Consider the following 18082-nt stretch of genomic DNA (forward strand, 5'->3'; position numbering starts at 1 on the left):
CACCACAGGGAGGTGACGAAAGGGCTGAACGGATGTAATATTATTACATTCTTTTCAGGGAACCAGCATAAGCCATGCCCACATGACACGCCGACAGGGCAAATACAGAGACCAGCACCCTCTGCCACGCTACCAGAAACGCCGCCATGCTCACCTGTTGCGGGCTGGCCTGTTATGGATGCTCCTGCTGGCACCTGTCGTAACCAACAACGAAGCAAGCGCCCACGGCACCCTGAAGCTGGTCGCGGTAGAAAATACATGGGGCGATCTGGCGGCGCAGATTGCCGAACCAGACATGACGGTTACCGCGCTGCTGGCCTCGCCCACGGTGGACCCGCATCTTTACGCCCCCAGCACGGACGATGCCCGCCAGTTGGCCGATGCCACGCTGGTAGTCATGAACGGCGCAGGATACGATACATGGGCCAGCAAACTGACCGATGCTGCGGGCCTGCCTGCCGAGCGTATTATCCGTGCCGATTCGTGGCCCGGCTGGCATACGGGCGGCAACCCGCATCTATGGTTTGACACGCGCGCCGTGGCCGATTTTGTCACGCGCCTGCAAGCCGCCTGTGCACAGGCAGACCCCACCCATGCCAGCGCCTATGCCCAGCGTGGCCGGGCTGTGCTGGAGTCCATCACCCAGCTTAATGCGCAGATCGCAGCCATACGCACCCGCGTGGCAGGGCGCACTGTCGCCGCAACGGAACCCCTGTTTGACCCGCTGGCCGAACAGATGGGGCTGGATATGAAGGAGCAGGCTTTCCAGACCGCCATCATGAATGGTGTGGAGCCCGCTCCAGCCGACATTGCCCGGTTTGAAAACGATCTGAGCACCCACAGCCTGCATCTGCTGGCCTACAATGAACAGATGATAGAACCGGCTGTCATGCCGCTTCTGATGCAGGCGGACACGCTGGGCATTCCCTCTCTGGCATTGACGGAAATGCTGCCCTCCACCCTGCCGTATGGCCAGCCCGGCACCGGCCACCCGCCTCACTGGCAGGACTGGATCGGCGCCATTGCCCGGCAGACGGCACACCTGCTGGAAAAACAGCCATGACACAGCAGGGCAAGGCGCCGCCCGCCATTCTGGAAGCACGAGACCTGAGCATTCTGCGCGATGGACGGCGCGTGCTGGATTCCGTCAGCTTCAGCATCCCTCAGGGTCGTTTTGTCGCTGTGCTCGGGGGGAATGGCGCTGGCAAAACCACACTGTTCCGAGCCATTCTGGGGCTGGATACGCCCTCTCACGGTAGCCTGCACGTCAGCGGACACACCACCCAGCCGGGCCGGTCAGCCATTGGTTACATGCCGCAGTCACGCCAGATGGTGGCGGGGCAGATCAGTGGATGGCACATGGTTGCCTCGGCCCTGCGTGGCCAGCGCTGGGGGTTACCATGGCATACGCCGCAGGCCCGTGCACAGGTGAATGCGGCTCTGGCGGCGGTGGATGCGCAGGAACTGGCTGCCCGCCCCGTCGCCAGTCTGTCCGGTGGGGAGCGCCAGCGCCTGCTGCTGGCCCAGTCACTGCTCGACTCCCCCCGCCTGCTGCTGCTCGATGAACCTCTGGCCAGCCTCGACCCCGCCCGCATGCGCCAGACAGCCCGCCGCATCCATGATCTGGCCCGCCAGCGCAACCTGACCGTGCTGATTTCCACCCACGACATCAACCCCCTGGAGGGTTTTATGGATAGCGTGCTGTATCTCGCCCACGGCAAGGCTTTGCTTGGCTCGGTGGATGAAGTCATGACCACCCCCGCCCTCAGCGCCCTGTATGGCGCGCCGGTAGAAGTCGTGCGCGCTCAGGGCCGCCTGTTCGTGGTGGCGGAAGGCGGGGGCGATACGCTGCATGCCTGCGACTGCACAGGACATGCCCACTAATGCTTGCTTATGAATTCATGCGTACGGCTTTTATGGCGGCGTTTCTGGTCTCGCTCGTGTGCGGCCCGGTTGGGTGGTTTCTGGTGCTGCGTGGCCAGAGCTTTGCCAGCCACGCGCTGGCCCATGTCGGGTTTGCCGGAGCCGCCGCCGCCCTGCTGGTGGGTATGCCCGCTCTGGCAGGTTTTGGTGGCGGCGCGGTGCTGGGCGGCGTGGCCATGGGCCTTGCCGGGCAGCGCGCATTGGGGCGCGATGTGGTGATCGGGCTTGTGCTGTCCCTCGCACTGGGGGTGGGGGCACTCTGCCTGCATTTCCTTACCCGTTCCGCCGGGGCCGCAACATCGCTCCTGTTTGGCGATATTCTGGGAATCAGCGCAGGCACCCTGTGGGGGCTTGGGGGGCTGAGCCTGCTGTGCCTGTCCGGGCTGGCCGTGCTGGCGCGCCCGTTGCTTTTTGCCTCCCTCCAGCCCGATGTCGCTGAAGCGCGCGGCGTCAGGCTGCGCCTGCTTGATGTGCTGTTTCTCTCCCTTGTGGCGCTGGCTACGGCAGAGTGTGCCCAGATTACGGGGGTGTTGCTTGTCTTTACCCTGATGATCGCCCCGGCGGCGGCTACCCTGCGGCTGGGTTTTGGCCCCATGACCGGCATGGCCAGTGCGGCCCTGCTGGCGCTGGCCGAAGCATGGGCCGGGCTGGCCCTGTCCTGGCAGACAGGCTGGCCCGCCGTCTTCTGGATTGCCGCACTGGGCTGTGCCGCTTTTGCGGCCTCCTGCTTACTCTCCCGCCTGCTGGCAGGCCGGAGCGTGGCCGTGCTCACCACGCCCTGAAACACCCTGACAAACGCCGCACCGTCTCTTGCGCTCTCTCCAACATAGGAGCGAGAGCGGCCTGTTTCTGCATTTTTTCACGCTATAAAGTTCATTGCGTATATAACTATGTCGTTATATAGAATTTGGAATGTCTTCGCCCCTCGTTATTTTTCAGGCTCTGGCTGACCAGACACGCCTGCGTATTCTCGCCCTGCTCCGCGATATGGAGTTATCCGTGGGCGAACTCGCTCAGGTTTTGGGGCAAAGTCAGCCGGGTGTTTCCCGTCATGTCAAAATTCTGGTACAGGCCGGGCTGATTACCCGCCGCAAAGAAGGCAACTGGGTTTTTCTGGCTCTGGACAACCCCGAAAAAGCCGCCCCGCTTTATACCATGATAGACCAATGGCCCGCCGACCCGGAACTGGCGGCCGATGCACAGCGGCTTGGCAGCGTGCGCGCAGCCCGCACCGCCGAGGCAGAGGATTACTTCGAGGCCCATGCCGCCCAGTGGGACGCCATTCGCTCGCTCCATGTTGCACAACAGGATGTGGAAAGCGCTATCCGCCGCCTGATCGGCACGCAGGCCATAACGCATCTGGTCGATATTGGCACCGGCACGGGGCGTATGCTGGAGCTACTGGCCCCGCAGGCCGCCAGCATGACCGGTTTTGACCGCAGCCCCGCCATGCTGCGCGTGGCTCGCGCCAAGCTGACCGCCGCCGGGCTGGAGCGGGCTGCCCTGCGACAGGGCGACCTGTATGCCCTGCCACTCCCCGCCGAGGCGGCTGATCTGGCCCTCATGCATCAGGTGCTTCATGCGGTGCAGCACCCTGCCGCCGCCATCAGCGAGGCAGCGCGCATTCTGTCACCCGGTGGCCGCCTCCTGATTGTGGATTTTGCCCCCCATCCGCGTGAGACCCTGCGCGATGCCCATGCCCATGTGCATGCCGGTTTCAGCGACACCCAGATCCGCGGCTGGTTTCATGATGCCGGGTTGGCCTGCGCACAGACCATCCGCCTTGAAGGGCCATTAACTGTCCGGCTCTGGATGGGCCGCCGCCTCTAGCACGCATCCTCACCCAATATTTTTCACCTACGGAGCCAGACCTCTCATGCCGTTTCAGCCGGGCGCCGGACTTGCCGCCGAACTGCTCAACCTTGACCCACTCGGCCCTGACCTGTCCACACGCGGGCCAGAAGGGGATATTGCGGTCTCCTTCGAGTTTTTTCCGCCCAAAACCGACAAGATGGCCGCAGCCCTGCACCAGACAGCACGCGGCCTCGCCCCCCTGGGGCCGCGCTTCGTTTCCGTCACCTACGGGGCGGGTGGCTCCACGCGTGAACGCACGTTAGCCGCCACAGCCGTACTCGCGCAGGAAGCCGGAGCCCCCGTGGCCGGACACCTGACCTGCGTCAATGCAACCCGTGCAGAGGTCGATGACGTAGCCCGCACCTACTGGGCGCAGGGAGTGCGGCATATCGTCGCCCTGCGTGGCGACCCGCCAGCCCAGAACGGCCAGACTTCCGGCGCACGTTTTATCCCCACACCCGGCGGGTATGAAAATGCCGCAGCCCTTGTGCGCGGTCTGCGCCAGATTGCGCCGTTTGAGATTTCAGTCGCGGCGTATCCCGAAACCCACCCCGAAGCAGCCAGCGCACAGGCGGATCTGGATAACCTGAAAGCCAAGCTGGATGCGGGGGCGACACGCGCCATCACACAGTTTTTTTTCGAAGCGCGAACCTTCCTGCGCTTTCGTGACCGGGTAGCCGCGGCAGGCATTACGGCAGAAATCGTGCCCGGTATCCTGCCCATATCCAATATCGAACAGGCCTACACGTTTGCTGCCCAATGCGGAGCCCATATCCCGCTATGGATGCGGCGCCTCTTTGACGGGCTGGATGCCCACCCCGAAACCCGCTCACTGGTCACAACCGCCGTGGCGGGTGAGCTATGCCGCCAGCTTCGGGCGGAAGGGGTGACACATTTCCATTTCTATACGCTGAACAAGACTGCCCCCAGCGCGGCACTCTGCCGCCTGCTGGGCCGACACCCCTGCCCTGAAAACGCACCGGCCTGAAACAGCCGGGCCGATGCGCGCCCGAGCACAAACGCACTCAGGCAGGCTGCGTGCAGGACAAGAACACCCCCTGCACGCAGCGCCTTACACGCCGGGCAGCGGGCGCAGGGTATAGACTTCAAGAGGTGCTGCCAGCTTGCCTTCAAACCGGGCGGCCATCTCTTTGAAATGCGGCGTTTCCATATGGTCGGCCAGAGCCTGAGGGCTGGCCCATTTTTCGGTAAATACGAAGGTGTGCGGGTTTTCCAGATCCTGATGCGGAATATACTGGCTGTTGGCCGCCTCCGCGCGGGAAGCCGCCACGCAGTCGGTCATGGCCTGCGCCACTTCGGCCTCGTGGCCCGGCTTTACCTTGACAATGGCTACAACTGTAATGACATCGCTCATGAAAATTCATCTCCACAGGGATCGATACAGTCTATAGTAGGCAAGCCCGTCCGCTCTGGCTACACGCTGGCAGACGGATTTGCCGTCTTGGAGCCTGTATGGTCTGCCTTTATAGTATGCTTCCATGATCATCATCACGGGCGGGGCCGGGTTCATCGGCTCATGCCTGCAGGCGGCCCTGGTCGCACGCGGGCACGAAACGGTTATTGTCGATTGGTTGGGAAATGAAGGAAAATGGCGCAATATCGCGGGTCATCCACCAACCCGGCTGATTACTCCTGACGAACTGCCCGCCTTCCTTGAAACCGAAAGTCGGGTGGAAGCCATCTTCCACATGGGGGCCATAAGCGAGACCACCGCACGCGATGGTGATGCAGTGTGGCGCACCAATGTGGAACTGTCGCGCATGCTGTGGCGCTGGTGCACACAAGCCCGTGTGCGCTTTTTCTATGCCTCATCCGCCGCAACCTATGGCGGGGTTGATACACCCGAACATTTTTCCGACGACCCGCAACGGCTCGACCAGCTTGAGCCGCTCAATCTCTACGGTTGGTCGAAGCATGTTTTTGACCAGCAGGTGCTGCGCGCGGTCGAACGGGGCGAACCCACGCCGCCACAATGGGCGGGGCTGAAGTTCTTTAACGTCTATGGCCCCAATGAATACCACAAAGGCCGCATGATTTCGGTTGTGAAGGTCAAATACGATGAACTGCGCGCGGGCAACCCCGTGCGGCTGTTCCGCTCCAGCAAGGCGGATCTGCCCCACGGCATGCAGGCGCGCGATTTCATCTGGGTGGGGGATACGGTCAAGATCATGCTGTGGCTGTATGACACACCTTCGGTCAACGGCCTGTTCAACTGCGGCACCGGGCAGGCCCGCACCTATATGGACATGGCGCACGCGGTCTGTGATGCTGCAAACATGGAACGGCGCATTACCTTTATGGACATGCCCGACAGCCTTAAAGGCCAGTACCAGTCCTATACACAGGCTGATCTCACGCGCCTGCGCGCCGCGGGTTATACCGAGGCGTTCACCCCGCTCGAAGAAGGCATACGCCATTATATACAGGACTATCTGGCGACATCGCAGCCTTATCTCTGATACGTCCGGCTGGCATTGACAGGCCCGCCCCCTTAGCGTTTCGCATTTATGGGCCTGCCTGTCGGGCCTGCCATTTTTTCCGGCCCTGCCCCGCAGGGCCTTACAGCAATCGGATCGCCTGCATGTTGCCTGTTCTGATGTTCCCGCAGTTTGACCCCGTTCTGGTGCATTTCGGGCCACTCTCCGTGCGCTGGTATGCCCTGTCCTATATTCTGGGCATCATACTGGGCATTACCCTGCTGCGCCGTCTGGTGCTGCTGGCCCCGCGCGCGGCCACCACCGAACAGGCCGACGACTTCCTGACATGGGTGACACTGGGCGTGCTGCTGGGCGGACGTCTGGGCTATATCCTGTTCTACCAGCCCTCATATTACCTCACCCACCCACTGGCCATGCTGGAAGTCTGGCATGGCGGGATGTCTTTCCACGGTGGGGCTATCGGGGTTGTGGCCGCCATGTGGCTGTTTACATGGCGCTATGGGCTGAATTTTCTGGCCTTTGCGGACAGGGTGACGGTGGCCGTGCCGATCGGGCTGGGGCTGGGCCGTGTGGCCAATTTCATCAATGGCGAACTATGGGGGCGTGAAGCGCCCGCAAACCTGCCCTGGGCCATGATTTTTCCCGATGGCGGGCCGATCCCCCGCCACCCTTCGCAGCTTTATGAATCGCTGACAGAAGGCCTGCTCCTGTTTACGATACTGTTCATTGCCTCGCGCCAGCGCAGCATCCGCGCACGGCCGGGTTTTCTGGCCGGGCTGTTTCTTGCTGGCTATGCCTGTGCGCGTTCTTTTTGCGAATTCTTCCGCGAACCCGATGCGTTTTTGGGGTATCTGGCAGGCGGGATCACCATGGGGCAGCTGCTGTGCATTCCCATGTTCGCGGCCGGTATCGCCCTGATGATTTACGCACGCCGCCATCCGCCTTATGCGGGCCAGCCCGTAACCGGCCCGCAGACCAGCGCCAACAGCCCCCCTCCGGCGAAAGGCTAGGGCCGGGCCATGACCGGCTGCGCGCTGCCCCCTCATGCCGAACGGCTTGATCACTTCATGGCGCGCGCCAACGCCCGGTATTACGCAAACACCCCCCTGCTGTCGGATTTCATTACCGCCCCGGAAATCAGTCAGGTTTTTGGCGAATTGCTCGGAGCATGGGCTGTTCTTGTCTGGCAGAGCATGGGGCGGCCCGCCGCCTTTATTCTGGCTGAAGCGGGGCCGGGGCGCGGCACGCTCATGGCCGATGCCCTGCGCCTGATTACCCGCACCTGCCCGGCTATGGCGCAGGCCATGCAGGTGCATCTTGTCGAAACCTCCCCCCTCATGCGGGCAGCACAGGCCCAAGCCCTCCGGGCCTTTCTACCGACCCCACCCCACTGGCATGACCGGCTGGAAACCCTGCCCGGTGGCCCTCTGATCCTGCTGGCCAACGAGTTCCTTGATGCCCTGCCCATCCGCCAGTTTGTCCACAAACCAGAAGGCTGGCACGAACGCCACGTGGCCGATGAGCGCTTTTACCTGACCCCCAGCCCCGCCCCTGTTCTGCCCGATGGCCGCATACTGGAAGCCGATACGCTCGTGGAGGTGTGCGAACCCGCACTGGCCATTGCCGCATGGCTGGGCCAGCGCCTTGCCCACACGCCGGGGGCGGCCCTGTTCATTGATTACGGCCATGCCTCGACCCTTACAGGGGATTCGCTACAGGCTCTGCGTCATGCGCGCCCCGCTGCCCCGCTGGAGGCCGCAGGACAGGCCGACCTAACCGCCCATGTCGATTTTACCGCCTTTGGCGCAGCCGCCCGGCAAGCCGGTGCCAGCGTATACGGCACGCTGACCCAAGGTGTTTTCCTGCGCAGACTGGGGCTAATGGAACGCACGGCGCAACTGGCCGCAGCCGCCCCCCAGCAGGCACCGGCGCTACTGAGCGGTGCGGAGCGGCTGGCCGCGCCAGAAAAAATGGGCCACCTGTTCCGGGTCATGGCACTACTTTCCCCCGGCCTGCCTGCCCCACCGGGTTTTGAAGAAGGATCACCTGCATGACAACCGGCGCGGATACATCCCGGCTTTCTCCCCTCACCAGCCCATTGCTCGGGCAGGCGCGGCATGGCTTCTTCACGCGCGAGGGTGGGGTGTCCACCGGGCCTTACGCCAGCCTCAACTGCTCCATGCGCTCGGGCGATACACCCGAAAATCTGATGGAAAACCGCCGCCGCGTTGCTGGCCATTTTGGCGTAGTGCCGGACAGCCTGCTGGGGGTCACACAGGTGCACGGGCCGCAGGTTATAACCGCGCAGGCTCCTTGGGCGCCGGGCAGCGGCGCACAGGCCGATGCCCTGGTTACCAACCAGCCTGACCTTGCCATTAGCGTGATTACAGCTGACTGCGCGCCGGTGCTGTTCAGCACCACGGACGGCACCATCGTCGGGGCTGCTCATGCAGGCTGGCGCGGCGCACTGGCCGGTGTGCTTGAGGCCACGCTGGCGGCCATGCTGCACCTTGGGGGCCAGGCCAGCGCCATCCACGCCGTAGTGGGGCCATGTATCGCGCAGGAAAGCTACGAAACGGCGGAAGACATGCACAGCGCCATACTGGCGGGTGACAGGCAGGCCGCCACCTTTTTTGCTCCCGGTCATAGGGTGGGCCATTACCAGTTTGATCTGGCGGGGTGGTGCGTGTTCCGCCTCCAGCGCGCAGGCATAGGGCGGGCGGTAACGCTGGGCATGGACACCCTGCCTGATACGCAGCGGTTTTTCAGCCATCGCCGCCGCACTCTGGCCGGAGGCGGGCCAATCGGCCACCAGATTTCCGCCATAGCGCCCCGGCGGGCGGCCTGAGCATGCGCCTCGCCATACGTCTGCCCACCGTATTTGGCCCGTACACAGCCCCCCCGCTCCTGCTGGCCCTGCTGGCCCTGCTGGCATTGGGGGGCTGTATGAACACGACACAAGCCCCACCACGCGCAAGCGCTCCGTCCCGGCTCGATATCCCCGCGCCAACCACAACGGGGCTTGCCCCCGCCACGGCACAGCTCTGGGCGGCCGATATGGCGCAGGCACTTGAAGGGCAGAGCATTCCCGCTACGGCCCGGCCCGCCACGGCAGGCGCATGGTGGCTACGCCTGCAGACGCGGCAGGCAGGTGGGCAGATCATTCCCGTCTATACCGTCATGACCCCGGCTAACGCGCCGCGCGCCAGTCAGGATGGGGCTGGCATTGCCCAGAACCTCTGGCCCTCAGCCAGCGGCGCGGATGGCGGCACAATCAGCCCTGCTGTCCTGTCCGCCGTAGCGCAGGATGCCGCACCGCGTATTGCCAGCCTGCTAACCGGCATTCAGGCCGCGGCCATGGAAAAAGACCCCAACAGCCTGAAACATCGCCCTGCCCGTATTTTCTTCAGCGGGGTTACAGGAGCGCCCGGCAAGGGCAACACTGCGCTGGCTAACGCCTTTCGCACCGCCCTGCCCGATGCCCACGATACGCTGACCCACCACCGTGCGCAGGCAGACTACATCCTGAACTGCGCCGTGCGCGTAAGCGATGCCCCGCCCGATAGCGATGGGCAGGCCCGCCAGCATCTGGATATAATCTGGACACTGCATGATGCAGCCGGACAAGAGGCCGGGGGCATTACGCAGTTGCATGACATCCACGCCCATGCACTCGATGGAGACTGGGGAGACACAGCCCCCAACACCGCGCAGGAAGCCGCTGCCGCCACACGGCAGATTATCGACCGGTATTCAGGCCGCACCAACACGCCCCTGCCGCCACCAGCCCCCTGATACGCGGCCCTTCGGCCCGTATCAGCAGATAAGTTGGAAATTAACGGTGGCACACGTTATTATTTTCTTTAGATCAAGCCTTTTTTAATCCACTGTGTGGAAAGATTGCCTCGCCCACAAAACCAGCCCACCCCGAGGAGAGACGATCATGCCCCAGACCACCCGTATCATGAAAAAAGGCGCTATCGTTCTTCCGGCGGTTTTCCTGCTTTTATCAGGACTGCCCTATGCGCAGGCACAGAACGCCTCGCGCGATGAACAGACCAAAGCCTGCAAAAAAGACGCATTGCGGCTGTGTACCCTCTACATTCCCAATGAACGCAAGATAACCGCGTGCATGCAAAAGAAGTTTGACCAGCTTTCTCCCGGCTGTCAGGCCATGTTCAAGCCTGAGCCGCCCGCCAAGGGCAAAGCCGATAAAAAAACAAAAAGCCATACGGAATAAAACCATTAAAGCCATAAACGCATTTTTTCGCCCCTTTGCGATACTGCCGCTCATGAGCCTGCTTGGTGGGTGCATGAGCCGCGAAGCCCCCTCCTTCCCTATCGTGGGCGCTTATTTTCCCGCATGGATGGTGTGCGCCCTGTTTGGTGTCGCAACCGCAATCGGGCTGCGTACCGCGTTTATTTTTACAAACCTTGATAGGCTGTTAAGCTTGCGCCTGTTTACCTATGTATCGCTAGGGGTTCTGGGCGCTCTGGCACTATGGGTCGGGGTGTTTGGGCCATGAGCATGAAGCAGGTCTCCATGACCACCAGAAAACGCGGCGGTATCCTGATTGCGCTGCTGTGTATCCTCGCCGCTACGCTGGCGAGCCTGTATGTTGCGCACCGCAACAAGGCCTACCCCTCCAGCGACAGCGCGTCGCTTGAGGCCGAGGTGGTGCATGTCGCTTCGGTAGTAGGCGGACGGCTGATCGAATTGAGCGTGCAGGAAAACCAGCATGTTCATAAAGGCCAGCCGCTTTACCTGATTGATCCCGAACCATATGAGCTGACCGTCAAACAGGCCGAAGCCAATATGGCGCTGGCTACAGCCGAACTGGCCAACCAGAAGCGCTTTCTGGCGGTGCGGGAAGCACAGGCCGCAACAGCCCGTGCCCAGCTCAGCAAAGCTGAAAGCAACCGCGCTCTGGCCGACCGCACCACCGCGCGGCTGGCACCACTGGCCGCGCAGTCCTTCATCCCTTGGCAGCAATACGATCAGGCACGTGTGGTGCAGAGCGATGCCGGACTGTCCGTAGCGCAGGCCCGGCAGCAGTCGAGCGCTGCTACTGTCGCCATTGGCGATCTGGCCAGCGCCGAGGCAGCACTGGCCGCCAGTCAGGCTGTTCTGGCACGCGCCCGTTATGAGTTGCGCCAGACACGCGTTGTGGCCCCGGCAGATGGCTATGTTACCAGCCTGCGGGTGAAAACCGGCGAAATCCTTATTCCTTCACAGGTCTTGTTTACCCTGATCAGTGATGATGCATGGTACGCGGTGGCCAACCTGCGCGAAACCACGCTGGCCGCTGTCAGCCCCGGACAGTGCGCCACGATCTATTCCATGATCGACCGCAAACACCCGATTGAAGGCCGGGTAAACAGTATCGGCTGGGGGGTGTTAACCACCGATTCCAGCGGCGCGGGCCGCGCCTTGCCGCTGGTTCTGCGCGAAATGGACTGGGTGCATGTCGCCCAGCGCTTTCCTGTGCGGATCCACCTTGTTTCTCCGCCTCCGCTGCTGATGCGCATGGGGGCCACCGCCACGGTCGAGATCCGCCATGGCGCCGCCTGTCACTGAGCGCCCCAACCCGCCCGGTTACGCCGCGCGGTTATGGGCGCTGATCCGTGACCCCGGAGATGGGCGGCTCAGCTACACCGTGCGCGTGGCCGCCGGATGCACCGCCACTGTTCTGATAGGGGAAATCTGGCAGGTGCCAGACCTTGGCGTGCCCGCACTGGTAACGCTGGCCCTGTGGCAGAAAGACCGGGTGACCAATGCGGTGGCGGGTGTCGCCCTCAACCTGCTGGTGGTGGTGCTGCTTGCCGCCATTTACGGTGGTGTGTGCCTCACTCTGGGGCAACCCATCGTGTTTGTGGCGTATATTACGGTTCTGAGTTTCTGTTTTTTCTTTCTCGGCTCTGCCAGCAAACTCAAGCCTGTCGCCTATATGCTGGGGCTGATCATTATTTACGGGCTGGTTGCGGTAGAAGAAGTCCCTGTTGGGGAAATCATTACCCGCGCCCTGCTTTATACTGACCTGTTCCTGCTTGTGCCGGGTGCGGTCATGGTGGTGCTTGGGATGCTGATCTGCCCTTCACCCCGCCAGATCGCGGCACAAGGCATTGCAGTACGCCTTCGCACCAGCGCCACGCTGCTCAGGGGCGCAAGCCCGGCAGAGAAAACCCATGCCACCCTGCTGATGCGCGCAGGAGGCGAGGACATGCTCAAGGCCCTGCGCATGGCCAAGCTGGAATATCTGTGGAAACCGGCTGACCTCGCCTGCCTGCATCAAGCGGCCAATGCGTCCGTCACCCTTCTGGCGCTGGCTCATGCGGCACAGACCGAAGCAGGCGACGTTCCCCCCAGCCTGCTTGCAACACTTGATGAAATGGCCGAGATTTTTTCAGGCAAAAGCTACCCGGTTGATATTACCGTGCCTGACATTCCCGCCAGCCAGCCAGCCCTGCGCGCCATTGCTGCGCAGCTTACGGTTTTTACCAAGCCAGAAGCCCCCACACCGCCCGCTCAGACCGAAAAAAAGGAAAAAAGCGGCTTTTTCACACCCGATGCCTTCAGCAACCCCGAGCATGTGCGGTTTGCGCTCAAAGGTACAACGGCTGTCATGATCAGCTATGTTTTTTTCCGCTCCATCAACTGGCCGGGCATTCATACCTGCATCATCACCTGTTTTATCGTCGCCCTCCCCACTATGGGGGAGATGATCGCCAAGCTGACGCTGCGTATCATCGGTGCCTGTATTGGTGGTGCAATCGGTATTCTCTCGATCATTTTTGTCTTGCCGCACATGCAGGGCATTACGGCTTTTCTGGTGCTGATCTTCGTGGTTTCACTTCTGGCGGCATGGGTCAAAACGGGCGATGAGCGCATTGCCTATGCTGGCTTTCAGATCGGCCTTGCCTTTTACCTGAGCGACCTGACCGGCTTTGGCCCCACAACAGACATGACCACCGCACGCGACCGTATTGTTGGTATTCTTGTCGGCAATTTCATAACCTATGCCGTGTTTACCACCTTCTGGCCTACAACCGCCTATGCAGACATAGCGCCCCGCCTGCGGCAGGTTACAACCCTACTGGGCAAACTCCGTCAGGCTATTGGGCCACAGGCACGGGCCAACATCATGGCGGATCTGCAATCCGCCCTCTCACTGGGCGAGCGTCAGGTTGAATACGCCCTTGCGGAGCCGCTCCATATGCGACAGACCATGAAAAATCTTGATACATTTCAGAAAGCTTTTCCCTGTGCCGAGCAGATCGGCACCGATATTCTCGAAGGCACCGGCTCCGACCCGACCCCCCGGATTACAGCCCTTGAAAAGCTGACGCCATGAAGGCCCGCCACCCCCTAGCGCTAATGGCGGTTCTGGCTAGCATACTGGCTGGCTGCGCCCCATCGGAACTCGCCATAGCCCCCGCCGCCCCCAACCAGCCGTGGCAACCCGACACCACAGCCGATGGCAGTATTGTACCGGCCCGCATGGGGGGTAAAAAAGGCTTGGCCCTTCCCCCCGGCTATACCCTGCCCTCCGACCCGCATGTGGTCACACTCGGCAGTTCACCCCTCCTGCCCCCACAGGGCGGGCGCCCTTATACACTGGCCGATCTGATTGACGCGGCACAGTCCTCCAACCCGCAAACCCGCGTAGCCTGGAACACCGCCCGTGACTCGGCGCTGGCCGTGGGCATGATCAAAAGCACTTACCTGCCCTACCTGACCGCAACCGTGGTAGGCGGGATCTCCCATAGTGACGGGCAGACCAACGACGCCGCACTGGACATCAATAACGCCTATTCCTTCAATGCTGACGGCTCTCCCCGGCACCGCAACACCAATACGGGCGAAGTCCAGACACTGGGCCTGCGATGGCTGCTGTTCGACTTCGGCCGCCGCGAAGCGCTTGTGCGTGGTGCGCGCGAACTCCAGCTTGCGACAAACGTGCTGTTTACCGCCACCCACCAGAAAATCATCTACGCGGTTACTGTCGCCTTTTATACCCATGCGGCGGCGGCAAACCGGGTCGCGCTCCTGCACATCTCTTTAGAGAATGCCCAGCGCATACAGGCAGCCTCCGAAGCACGGCTCAAGCAGGGGCAGGGTACGATTGTTGACGTAACACAGGCACAGCAGGCTACGGCGCAGGTCAACCTGCGCCTTGTTCAGGCCGAAGGGCAGGAGCAGAACACCTACATGGCCCTGCTGAGCGAAACCGGTGCCTCGGCTTCATCCCAGATCAAGCTTGAAGATGTCTCTGGCCGCCCGCTCACCATGGACGATGTGCGTTTTAGCGATGACATGGTCAAACAGGCCGTGGCCCGCAGGCCCGACGTACTGGCCGCCTATGCCGCAGCGCGGGCCGCACGCAACCGCATTACTGCCGCGCGTGACGCCTTTCTGCCCAGCATATTCATGGTCGGCAACGTCTCCTACGCCACGGGCAGCATGAACCTGACCTCCATGCCCAGCGCAGGCAGTGACAGCACGTCCACCCTCAACCTGTCGGGCAACCGCTTCAGCACCCTGCTGCTTGGCGGCATCAGCATTCCCATCTTTGATGGTGGCCTGCGGGCGGCAGCCGTCAAACGCGCGCAGGATCAGTCCGATAGCGCAGAAGCCACGTTGCGGCAGACCGTCAATGAATCCATCAAACAGATTGTCATGGCGGAAAACGCACTACACACCAGCCTGAGCGCCTATACGGCCTCCAACAGGCTTTCTGTTGCCTCGCATACTGGTTTTGATGCCGCGCTTGCGGCCTATCGCAGCGGCGTTGGCTCCATTACCCAGACAGAACTGGCAGGCAACGGGTTACTTGATGCGGATATAAGCCGTTCAGATGCCTATTACGCCTCGCTGATGGCAGCCGCAGGGCTGGCCTTCGCCACCGGCGCACTGGGCGATGCCCAGACCATGAACGCGCCACAACAGGATATGGAACCACCCCCCTGAAGCCACGCGCCCCGGCACAGAAGCGCCGGAGCTATAAAACCCCATACTGCGCACTGAACAAGACAGCAAAAAGCCATTCGCCAGACGAATGCGTTATCCGCATGTCTGGTGAAAAGCGTTCAATTTTTCAGGAAAAATTGTGGTGCACCCGAAGAGACTCGAACTCCTAACCCCCAGATTCGTAGTCTGGTGCTCTATCCAGTTGAGCTACGGGTGCGCTGTGAGGCGGTTTCTAGCTGAGCTTGGCGGGGTCGACAAGCCTGAAAATGCAGTTTTTTTCATTTTTTTTGCACAAAGCCAAAAAATCCGCAGTCGCCCCTACTTTCCCGGCCTTTTCAACGTGATATGCGCCCGGCAATCCGCCGCGCCATAAACGCCCTCGAACGTATCCCCCACGGGATGCGCCTCGAACACCAGCACCACGGGGTGATCCTTGTTGTCCTGTAGAACAAGCTGCGCATGATAATGCTGCCGCTGCTTGTCGGGCACGCCCCTCAGCACCAGCGTTCCTGTCTGCGGTGCAAACAGTATGTGCTTGGGCATAATCTGCATGAGCGATTCTTCCGCAGTCGGGCAGTTGCTACCCTTCTCGCGCACCAGCATGCCCACCCAGTCGCCATAGGGGTCTTCCGCCGCGCTGGTTGCATGCGCCGTGGGGGCCAGCCCCGGCGCACCCGCCACCGCGCAGCCACCCAGAATAACCGCAAGCCCTGCCAGTGGCGCACAGACCCTGCGTGAAACAGCGCCCGACCGCAGCGTGCGCAAGAAAGAACGAAGCATGGCAAGACCCCTCAAACCAGAGAAAACCGGACAACAATCCGCACCTGACTGTGCGGCGCTTCGGTGTTGCGGGCAAGCCATGACCACGGACCTGTCCGCCCACAGGTAGTTTTTGTGGGTGACGCAGGGAAGGCATGGCTTTATACCCGGCCCTGTCAAAGCGAAGTAACCCGTAACCCCGCCTTGGCTGGTTGATACCCGAGAACCACCCTTGTAGATGAAACAGGGTAAACCGGTTCCGCACCGTCACCCAAGCCGCCTGGAAAGACAAGCAAGCCCATGTCCGCTGCCCCCACCGCGCCCGTTTCCTCTGTCACGCTGGATGAAACCCTGCATCAGGATCGTATTCTGATTCTGGATTTTGGTAGCCAGGTGACACAGCTGATCGCCCGTCGTGTGCGCGAAAGCGGTGTGTATTGCGAGATCTGGCCTTTCACCACCGACCCGGCGCGGATCAAGACTTTTGCCCCGCGCGGCATCATTCTCTCTGGCGGCCCGGCCAGCGTAAATGGCCCGGATGCGCCGCGCATTCCCGATGCGGTGTTTGACATGGCCGTACCCGTGCTGGGCATCTGCTACGGGCAGCAGGCCCTGTGCAAGCAGCTCGGCGGGGAAGTGGAAAGCGGCGACCACCGTGAGTTCGGCCGCGCTTTTGTCGATATTGTCGAAGACTGCGCCCTGTTCCGTGGCGCATGGGCGCGGGGTGGCCGCGAACAGGTGTGGATGAGCCATGGCGACCGCGTAACCGCCCTGCCGCCGGGTTTCCGTACCGTGGCCGTGAGCGAAGGTGCGCCCTTTGCCGTGATCGCGGATGAAGGCCGCAGGCTGTATGGCGTGCAGTTCCACCCTGAAGTGGTGCATACCCCCCACGGTGCGGCTCTGCTGCGCAACTTCACGCATAATGTTGCAGGCTGCTCGGGCACGTGGACCATGGCGGGTTTCCGCGACATGGAAATCGCGCGGATTCGTGAACAGGTCGGCACTGGCCATGTGATCTGCGGCCTGTCCGGCGGTGTGGATTCCTCTGTAGCGGCCGTACTGATCCATGAAGCCATTGGCGATCAGCTTACCTGCATTTTCGTCGATCACGGCATGCTCCGCGCGGGTGAGGCCGAGGAGGTTGTCAGCACCTTTCAGGGTCAGTTCAATATCCGCCTTGTCCACCGCGATGCGTCCGACATCTTCCTGTCAGCGCTCGATGGCGTGACCGACCCCGAAATCAAGCGCAAGACCATTGGCCGTCTGTTTGTTGAGGTGTTCGAGGAAGAGGCAACCAAGCTCGGTGGCGCGCAGTTCCTTGCACAGGGCACGCTCTACCCGGACGTGATCGAAAGCGTCAGCTTTACCGGCGGGCCGTCCGTTACCATCAAATCGCACCACAATGTGGGCGGTCTGCCTGAGCGCATGAACATGAAGCTGGTGGAACCGCTGCGCGAACTGTTCAAGGACGAGGTGCGTGACCTTGGCCGTGAGCTGGGTATTCCCGAAAACATTGTCGGGCGTCATCCCTTCCCCGGCCCGGGTCTGTCCATCCGTATCCCCGGCGCGATCACGCGGGAAAAACTGGATCTGCTGCGCAAGGTGGATACCGTTTTCCTTGAAGAAATCCGCGCTGCCGGTCTGTACGATGCCATCTGGCAGGCTTTTGCCGTGCTGCTGCCGGTACGCACCGTGGGCGTAATGGGCGATGGCCGCACCTACGATCAGGCCTGCGCCCTGCGCGCTGTCACCAGCACGGACGGCATGACCGCCGATGTCTATCCCTTCGACATGGGGTTCCTGACCCGCGTGGCCGGACGTATTGTCAACGAAGTGCGCGGCATCAACCGCGTAACCTACGACATCACCTCCAAACCCCCCGGCACCATCGAGTGGGAATGATTCCGCGTCTGGCATAGGGTAGCATCACCCGGCATGAAAGTGCCTTAAAGCCCGCAGGAGTGCGGGCTTTTTTGTTTTTTGGTCCGGTATTGTCTGGCACCGAACGGTATCGCCAAGCAGTTATTTTTTATAGCATAGTGCGTGGCACTGACTGTGTCTGATGCCATGATTTTTGTTAATACCATGTCGGACATTTTGTGGGTGCCATGGTATTAGG

18 protein-coding genes and 1 tRNA gene are annotated in these 18082 nt (G+C 61.7%); 16 read left to right on the plus strand and 3 right to left on the minus strand.

The window, feature by feature from the left end:
* The first annotated feature begins 82 nt into the window (after positions 1-82).
* The 5 genes from J2D75_RS10935 to metF all read left to right on the plus strand — a co-directional run bounded on the left by J2D75_RS10935 (position 83) and on the right by metF (position 4765).
* Positions 83-1063, plus strand: coding sequence for a metal ABC transporter solute-binding protein, Zn/Mn family (locus J2D75_RS10935; RefSeq protein ID WP_243428696.1), 981 nt, complete (start codon positions 83-85; stop codon positions 1061-1063).
* Positions 1060-1884, plus strand: coding sequence for a metal ABC transporter ATP-binding protein (locus tag J2D75_RS10940; RefSeq protein WP_207854858.1), 825 nt, complete (start codon positions 1060-1062; stop codon positions 1882-1884). The genes J2D75_RS10935 and J2D75_RS10940 overlap by 4 nt, the downstream gene beginning before the upstream one ends.
* Positions 1884-2705: a metal ABC transporter permease gene (locus J2D75_RS10945; RefSeq protein ID WP_207854859.1), complete on the plus strand. Its 822-nt coding sequence runs from the start codon at positions 1884-1886 to the stop codon at positions 2703-2705. The genes J2D75_RS10940 and J2D75_RS10945 overlap by 1 nt, the downstream gene beginning before the upstream one ends.
* A gap of 130 nt (positions 2706-2835) precedes the next feature.
* Positions 2836-3753: an ArsR/SmtB family transcription factor gene (locus J2D75_RS10950; RefSeq protein ID WP_207854860.1), complete on the plus strand. Its 918-nt coding sequence runs from the start codon at positions 2836-2838 to the stop codon at positions 3751-3753.
* Between the two features lie 46 nt (positions 3754-3799).
* Positions 3800-4765: a methylenetetrahydrofolate reductase [NAD(P)H] gene (metF, locus tag J2D75_RS10955; RefSeq protein WP_207854861.1), complete on the plus strand. Its 966-nt coding sequence runs from the start codon at positions 3800-3802 to the stop codon at positions 4763-4765.
* A gap of 84 nt (positions 4766-4849) precedes the next feature.
* Here the strand turns inward: metF and J2D75_RS10960 are convergent, their stop codons facing one another.
* A complete protein-coding gene (locus J2D75_RS10960) occupies positions 4850-5152 on the minus strand; it encodes a putative quinol monooxygenase (protein ID WP_207854862.1) in 303 nt (100 codons plus the stop codon).
* A gap of 124 nt (positions 5153-5276) precedes the next feature.
* On the opposite strand from J2D75_RS10960, the gene rfaD reads away from it, so the two are divergent.
* From rfaD to J2D75_RS11010, 10 genes are all read left to right on the plus strand, one after another.
* Entirely contained in the window at positions 5277-6257 is a 981-nt protein-coding gene (gene rfaD / locus J2D75_RS10965) for an ADP-glyceromanno-heptose 6-epimerase (RefSeq protein ID WP_207854863.1), read from the plus strand.
* 122 nt (positions 6258-6379) lie between these two features.
* On the plus strand, positions 6380-7246 hold the full coding sequence (gene lgt, locus J2D75_RS10970) for a prolipoprotein diacylglyceryl transferase (RefSeq protein ID WP_207854864.1): 867 nt from the start codon (positions 6380-6382) through the stop codon (positions 7244-7246).
* A 9-nt stretch (positions 7247-7255) separates the two neighbouring features.
* The gene (locus J2D75_RS10975; RefSeq protein ID WP_207854865.1) at positions 7256-8290 is read left to right on the plus strand and encodes a class I SAM-dependent methyltransferase; all 1035 of its coding nucleotides are present in this window, start codon (positions 7256-7258) and stop codon (positions 8288-8290) included.
* Positions 8287-9084, plus strand: a complete 798-nt coding sequence (pgeF, locus tag J2D75_RS10980; RefSeq protein WP_207854866.1) for a peptidoglycan editing factor PgeF — start codon at positions 8287-8289, stop codon at positions 9082-9084. The genes J2D75_RS10975 and pgeF overlap by 4 nt, the downstream gene beginning before the upstream one ends.
* A gap of 2 nt (positions 9085-9086) precedes the next feature.
* Positions 9087-10031 (plus strand): hypothetical protein, encoded by a 945-nt coding sequence (locus J2D75_RS10985; protein ID WP_207854867.1) that lies wholly within the window; start codon positions 9087-9089, stop codon positions 10029-10031.
* Between the two features lie 148 nt (positions 10032-10179).
* Complete coding sequence (locus J2D75_RS10990; protein WP_243428697.1) at positions 10180-10476, plus strand: hypothetical protein; 297 nt, start codon at positions 10180-10182, stop codon at positions 10474-10476.
* A gap of 52 nt (positions 10477-10528) precedes the next feature.
* Positions 10529-10762 carry a YtcA family lipoprotein gene (locus J2D75_RS10995; protein WP_207854868.1) on the plus strand — a complete coding sequence of 78 codons (234 nt, stop codon included), beginning with the start codon at positions 10529-10531 and terminating at the stop codon, positions 10760-10762.
* Positions 10738-11814 (plus strand): multidrug transporter subunit MdtN, encoded by a 1077-nt coding sequence (gene mdtN / locus J2D75_RS11000; protein ID WP_207854869.1) that lies wholly within the window; start codon positions 10738-10740, stop codon positions 11812-11814. The genes J2D75_RS10995 and mdtN overlap by 25 nt, the downstream gene beginning before the upstream one ends.
* Positions 11795-13588 carry an FUSC family protein gene (locus J2D75_RS11005; RefSeq protein WP_207854870.1) on the plus strand — a complete coding sequence of 598 codons (1794 nt, stop codon included), beginning with the start codon at positions 11795-11797 and terminating at the stop codon, positions 13586-13588. The genes mdtN and J2D75_RS11005 overlap by 20 nt, the downstream gene beginning before the upstream one ends.
* On the plus strand, positions 13585-15204 hold the full coding sequence (locus tag J2D75_RS11010; RefSeq protein ID WP_207854871.1) for a TolC family protein: 1620 nt from the start codon (positions 13585-13587) through the stop codon (positions 15202-15204). The genes J2D75_RS11005 and J2D75_RS11010 overlap by 4 nt, the downstream gene beginning before the upstream one ends.
* A gap of 140 nt (positions 15205-15344) precedes the next feature.
* Here J2D75_RS11010 and J2D75_RS11015 read toward each other — a convergent pair.
* Positions 15345-15421 (minus strand) — tRNA-Arg (locus J2D75_RS11015).
* Positions 15422-15522: 101 nt separating this feature from the next.
* Entirely contained in the window at positions 15523-15984 is a 462-nt protein-coding gene (locus J2D75_RS11020; RefSeq protein WP_243428698.1) for a hypothetical protein, read from the minus strand.
* 279 nt (positions 15985-16263) lie between these two features.
* Here J2D75_RS11020 and guaA point away from each other — a divergent pair, with 279 nt between their 5' ends.
* A complete protein-coding gene (guaA, locus tag J2D75_RS11025; RefSeq protein WP_207854872.1) occupies positions 16264-17865 on the plus strand; it encodes a glutamine-hydrolyzing GMP synthase in 1602 nt (533 codons plus the stop codon).
* Positions 17866-18082 lie beyond the last annotated feature (217 nt).

Origin of the sequence: Acetobacter suratthaniensis, assembly GCF_017377745.1 — a bacterium.
GTDB lineage: Bacteria > Pseudomonadota > Alphaproteobacteria > Acetobacterales > Acetobacteraceae > Acetobacter > Acetobacter suratthaniensis.

Coding starts and splice junctions, on each gene's coding strand:
- pgeF (WP_207854866.1), top strand. CDS start 8,287: ATGACAACCGGCGCGGATACATCCCGGCTTTCTCCCCTCACCAGCCCA.
- metF (WP_207854861.1), top strand. CDS start 3,800: ATGCCGTTTCAGCCGGGCGCCGGACTTGCCGCCGAACTGCTCAACCTT.
- J2D75_RS11010 (WP_207854871.1), top strand. CDS start 13,585: ATGAAGGCCCGCCACCCCCTAGCGCTAATGGCGGTTCTGGCTAGCATA.
- J2D75_RS10950 (WP_207854860.1), top strand. CDS start 2,836: ATGTCTTCGCCCCTCGTTATTTTTCAGGCTCTGGCTGACCAGACACGC.
- J2D75_RS10940 (WP_207854858.1), top strand. CDS start 1,060: ATGACACAGCAGGGCAAGGCGCCGCCCGCCATTCTGGAAGCACGAGAC.
- J2D75_RS10995 (WP_207854868.1), top strand. CDS start 10,529: ATGAGCCTGCTTGGTGGGTGCATGAGCCGCGAAGCCCCCTCCTTCCCT.
- lgt (WP_207854864.1), top strand. CDS start 6,380: ATGTTGCCTGTTCTGATGTTCCCGCAGTTTGACCCCGTTCTGGTGCAT.
- J2D75_RS10985 (WP_207854867.1), top strand. CDS start 9,087: ATGCGCCTCGCCATACGTCTGCCCACCGTATTTGGCCCGTACACAGCC.
- guaA (WP_207854872.1), top strand. CDS start 16,264: ATGTCCGCTGCCCCCACCGCGCCCGTTTCCTCTGTCACGCTGGATGAA.
- J2D75_RS11005 (WP_207854870.1), top strand. CDS start 11,795: ATGGCGCCGCCTGTCACTGAGCGCCCCAACCCGCCCGGTTACGCCGCG.
- J2D75_RS10945 (WP_207854859.1), top strand. CDS start 1,884: ATGCTTGCTTATGAATTCATGCGTACGGCTTTTATGGCGGCGTTTCTG.
- J2D75_RS10960 (WP_207854862.1), bottom strand. CDS start 5,152: ATGAGCGATGTCATTACAGTTGTAGCCATTGTCAAGGTAAAGCCGGGC.
- J2D75_RS10935 (WP_243428696.1), top strand. CDS start 83: ATGACACGCCGACAGGGCAAATACAGAGACCAGCACCCTCTGCCACGC.
- rfaD (WP_207854863.1), top strand. CDS start 5,277: ATGATCATCATCACGGGCGGGGCCGGGTTCATCGGCTCATGCCTGCAG.
- J2D75_RS10990 (WP_243428697.1), top strand. CDS start 10,180: ATGCCCCAGACCACCCGTATCATGAAAAAAGGCGCTATCGTTCTTCCG.
- J2D75_RS10975 (WP_207854865.1), top strand. CDS start 7,256: ATGACCGGCTGCGCGCTGCCCCCTCATGCCGAACGGCTTGATCACTTC.
- J2D75_RS11020 (WP_243428698.1), bottom strand. CDS start 15,984: ATGCTTCGTTCTTTCTTGCGCACGCTGCGGTCGGGCGCTGTTTCACGC.
- mdtN (WP_207854869.1), top strand. CDS start 10,738: ATGGGTCGGGGTGTTTGGGCCATGAGCATGAAGCAGGTCTCCATGACC.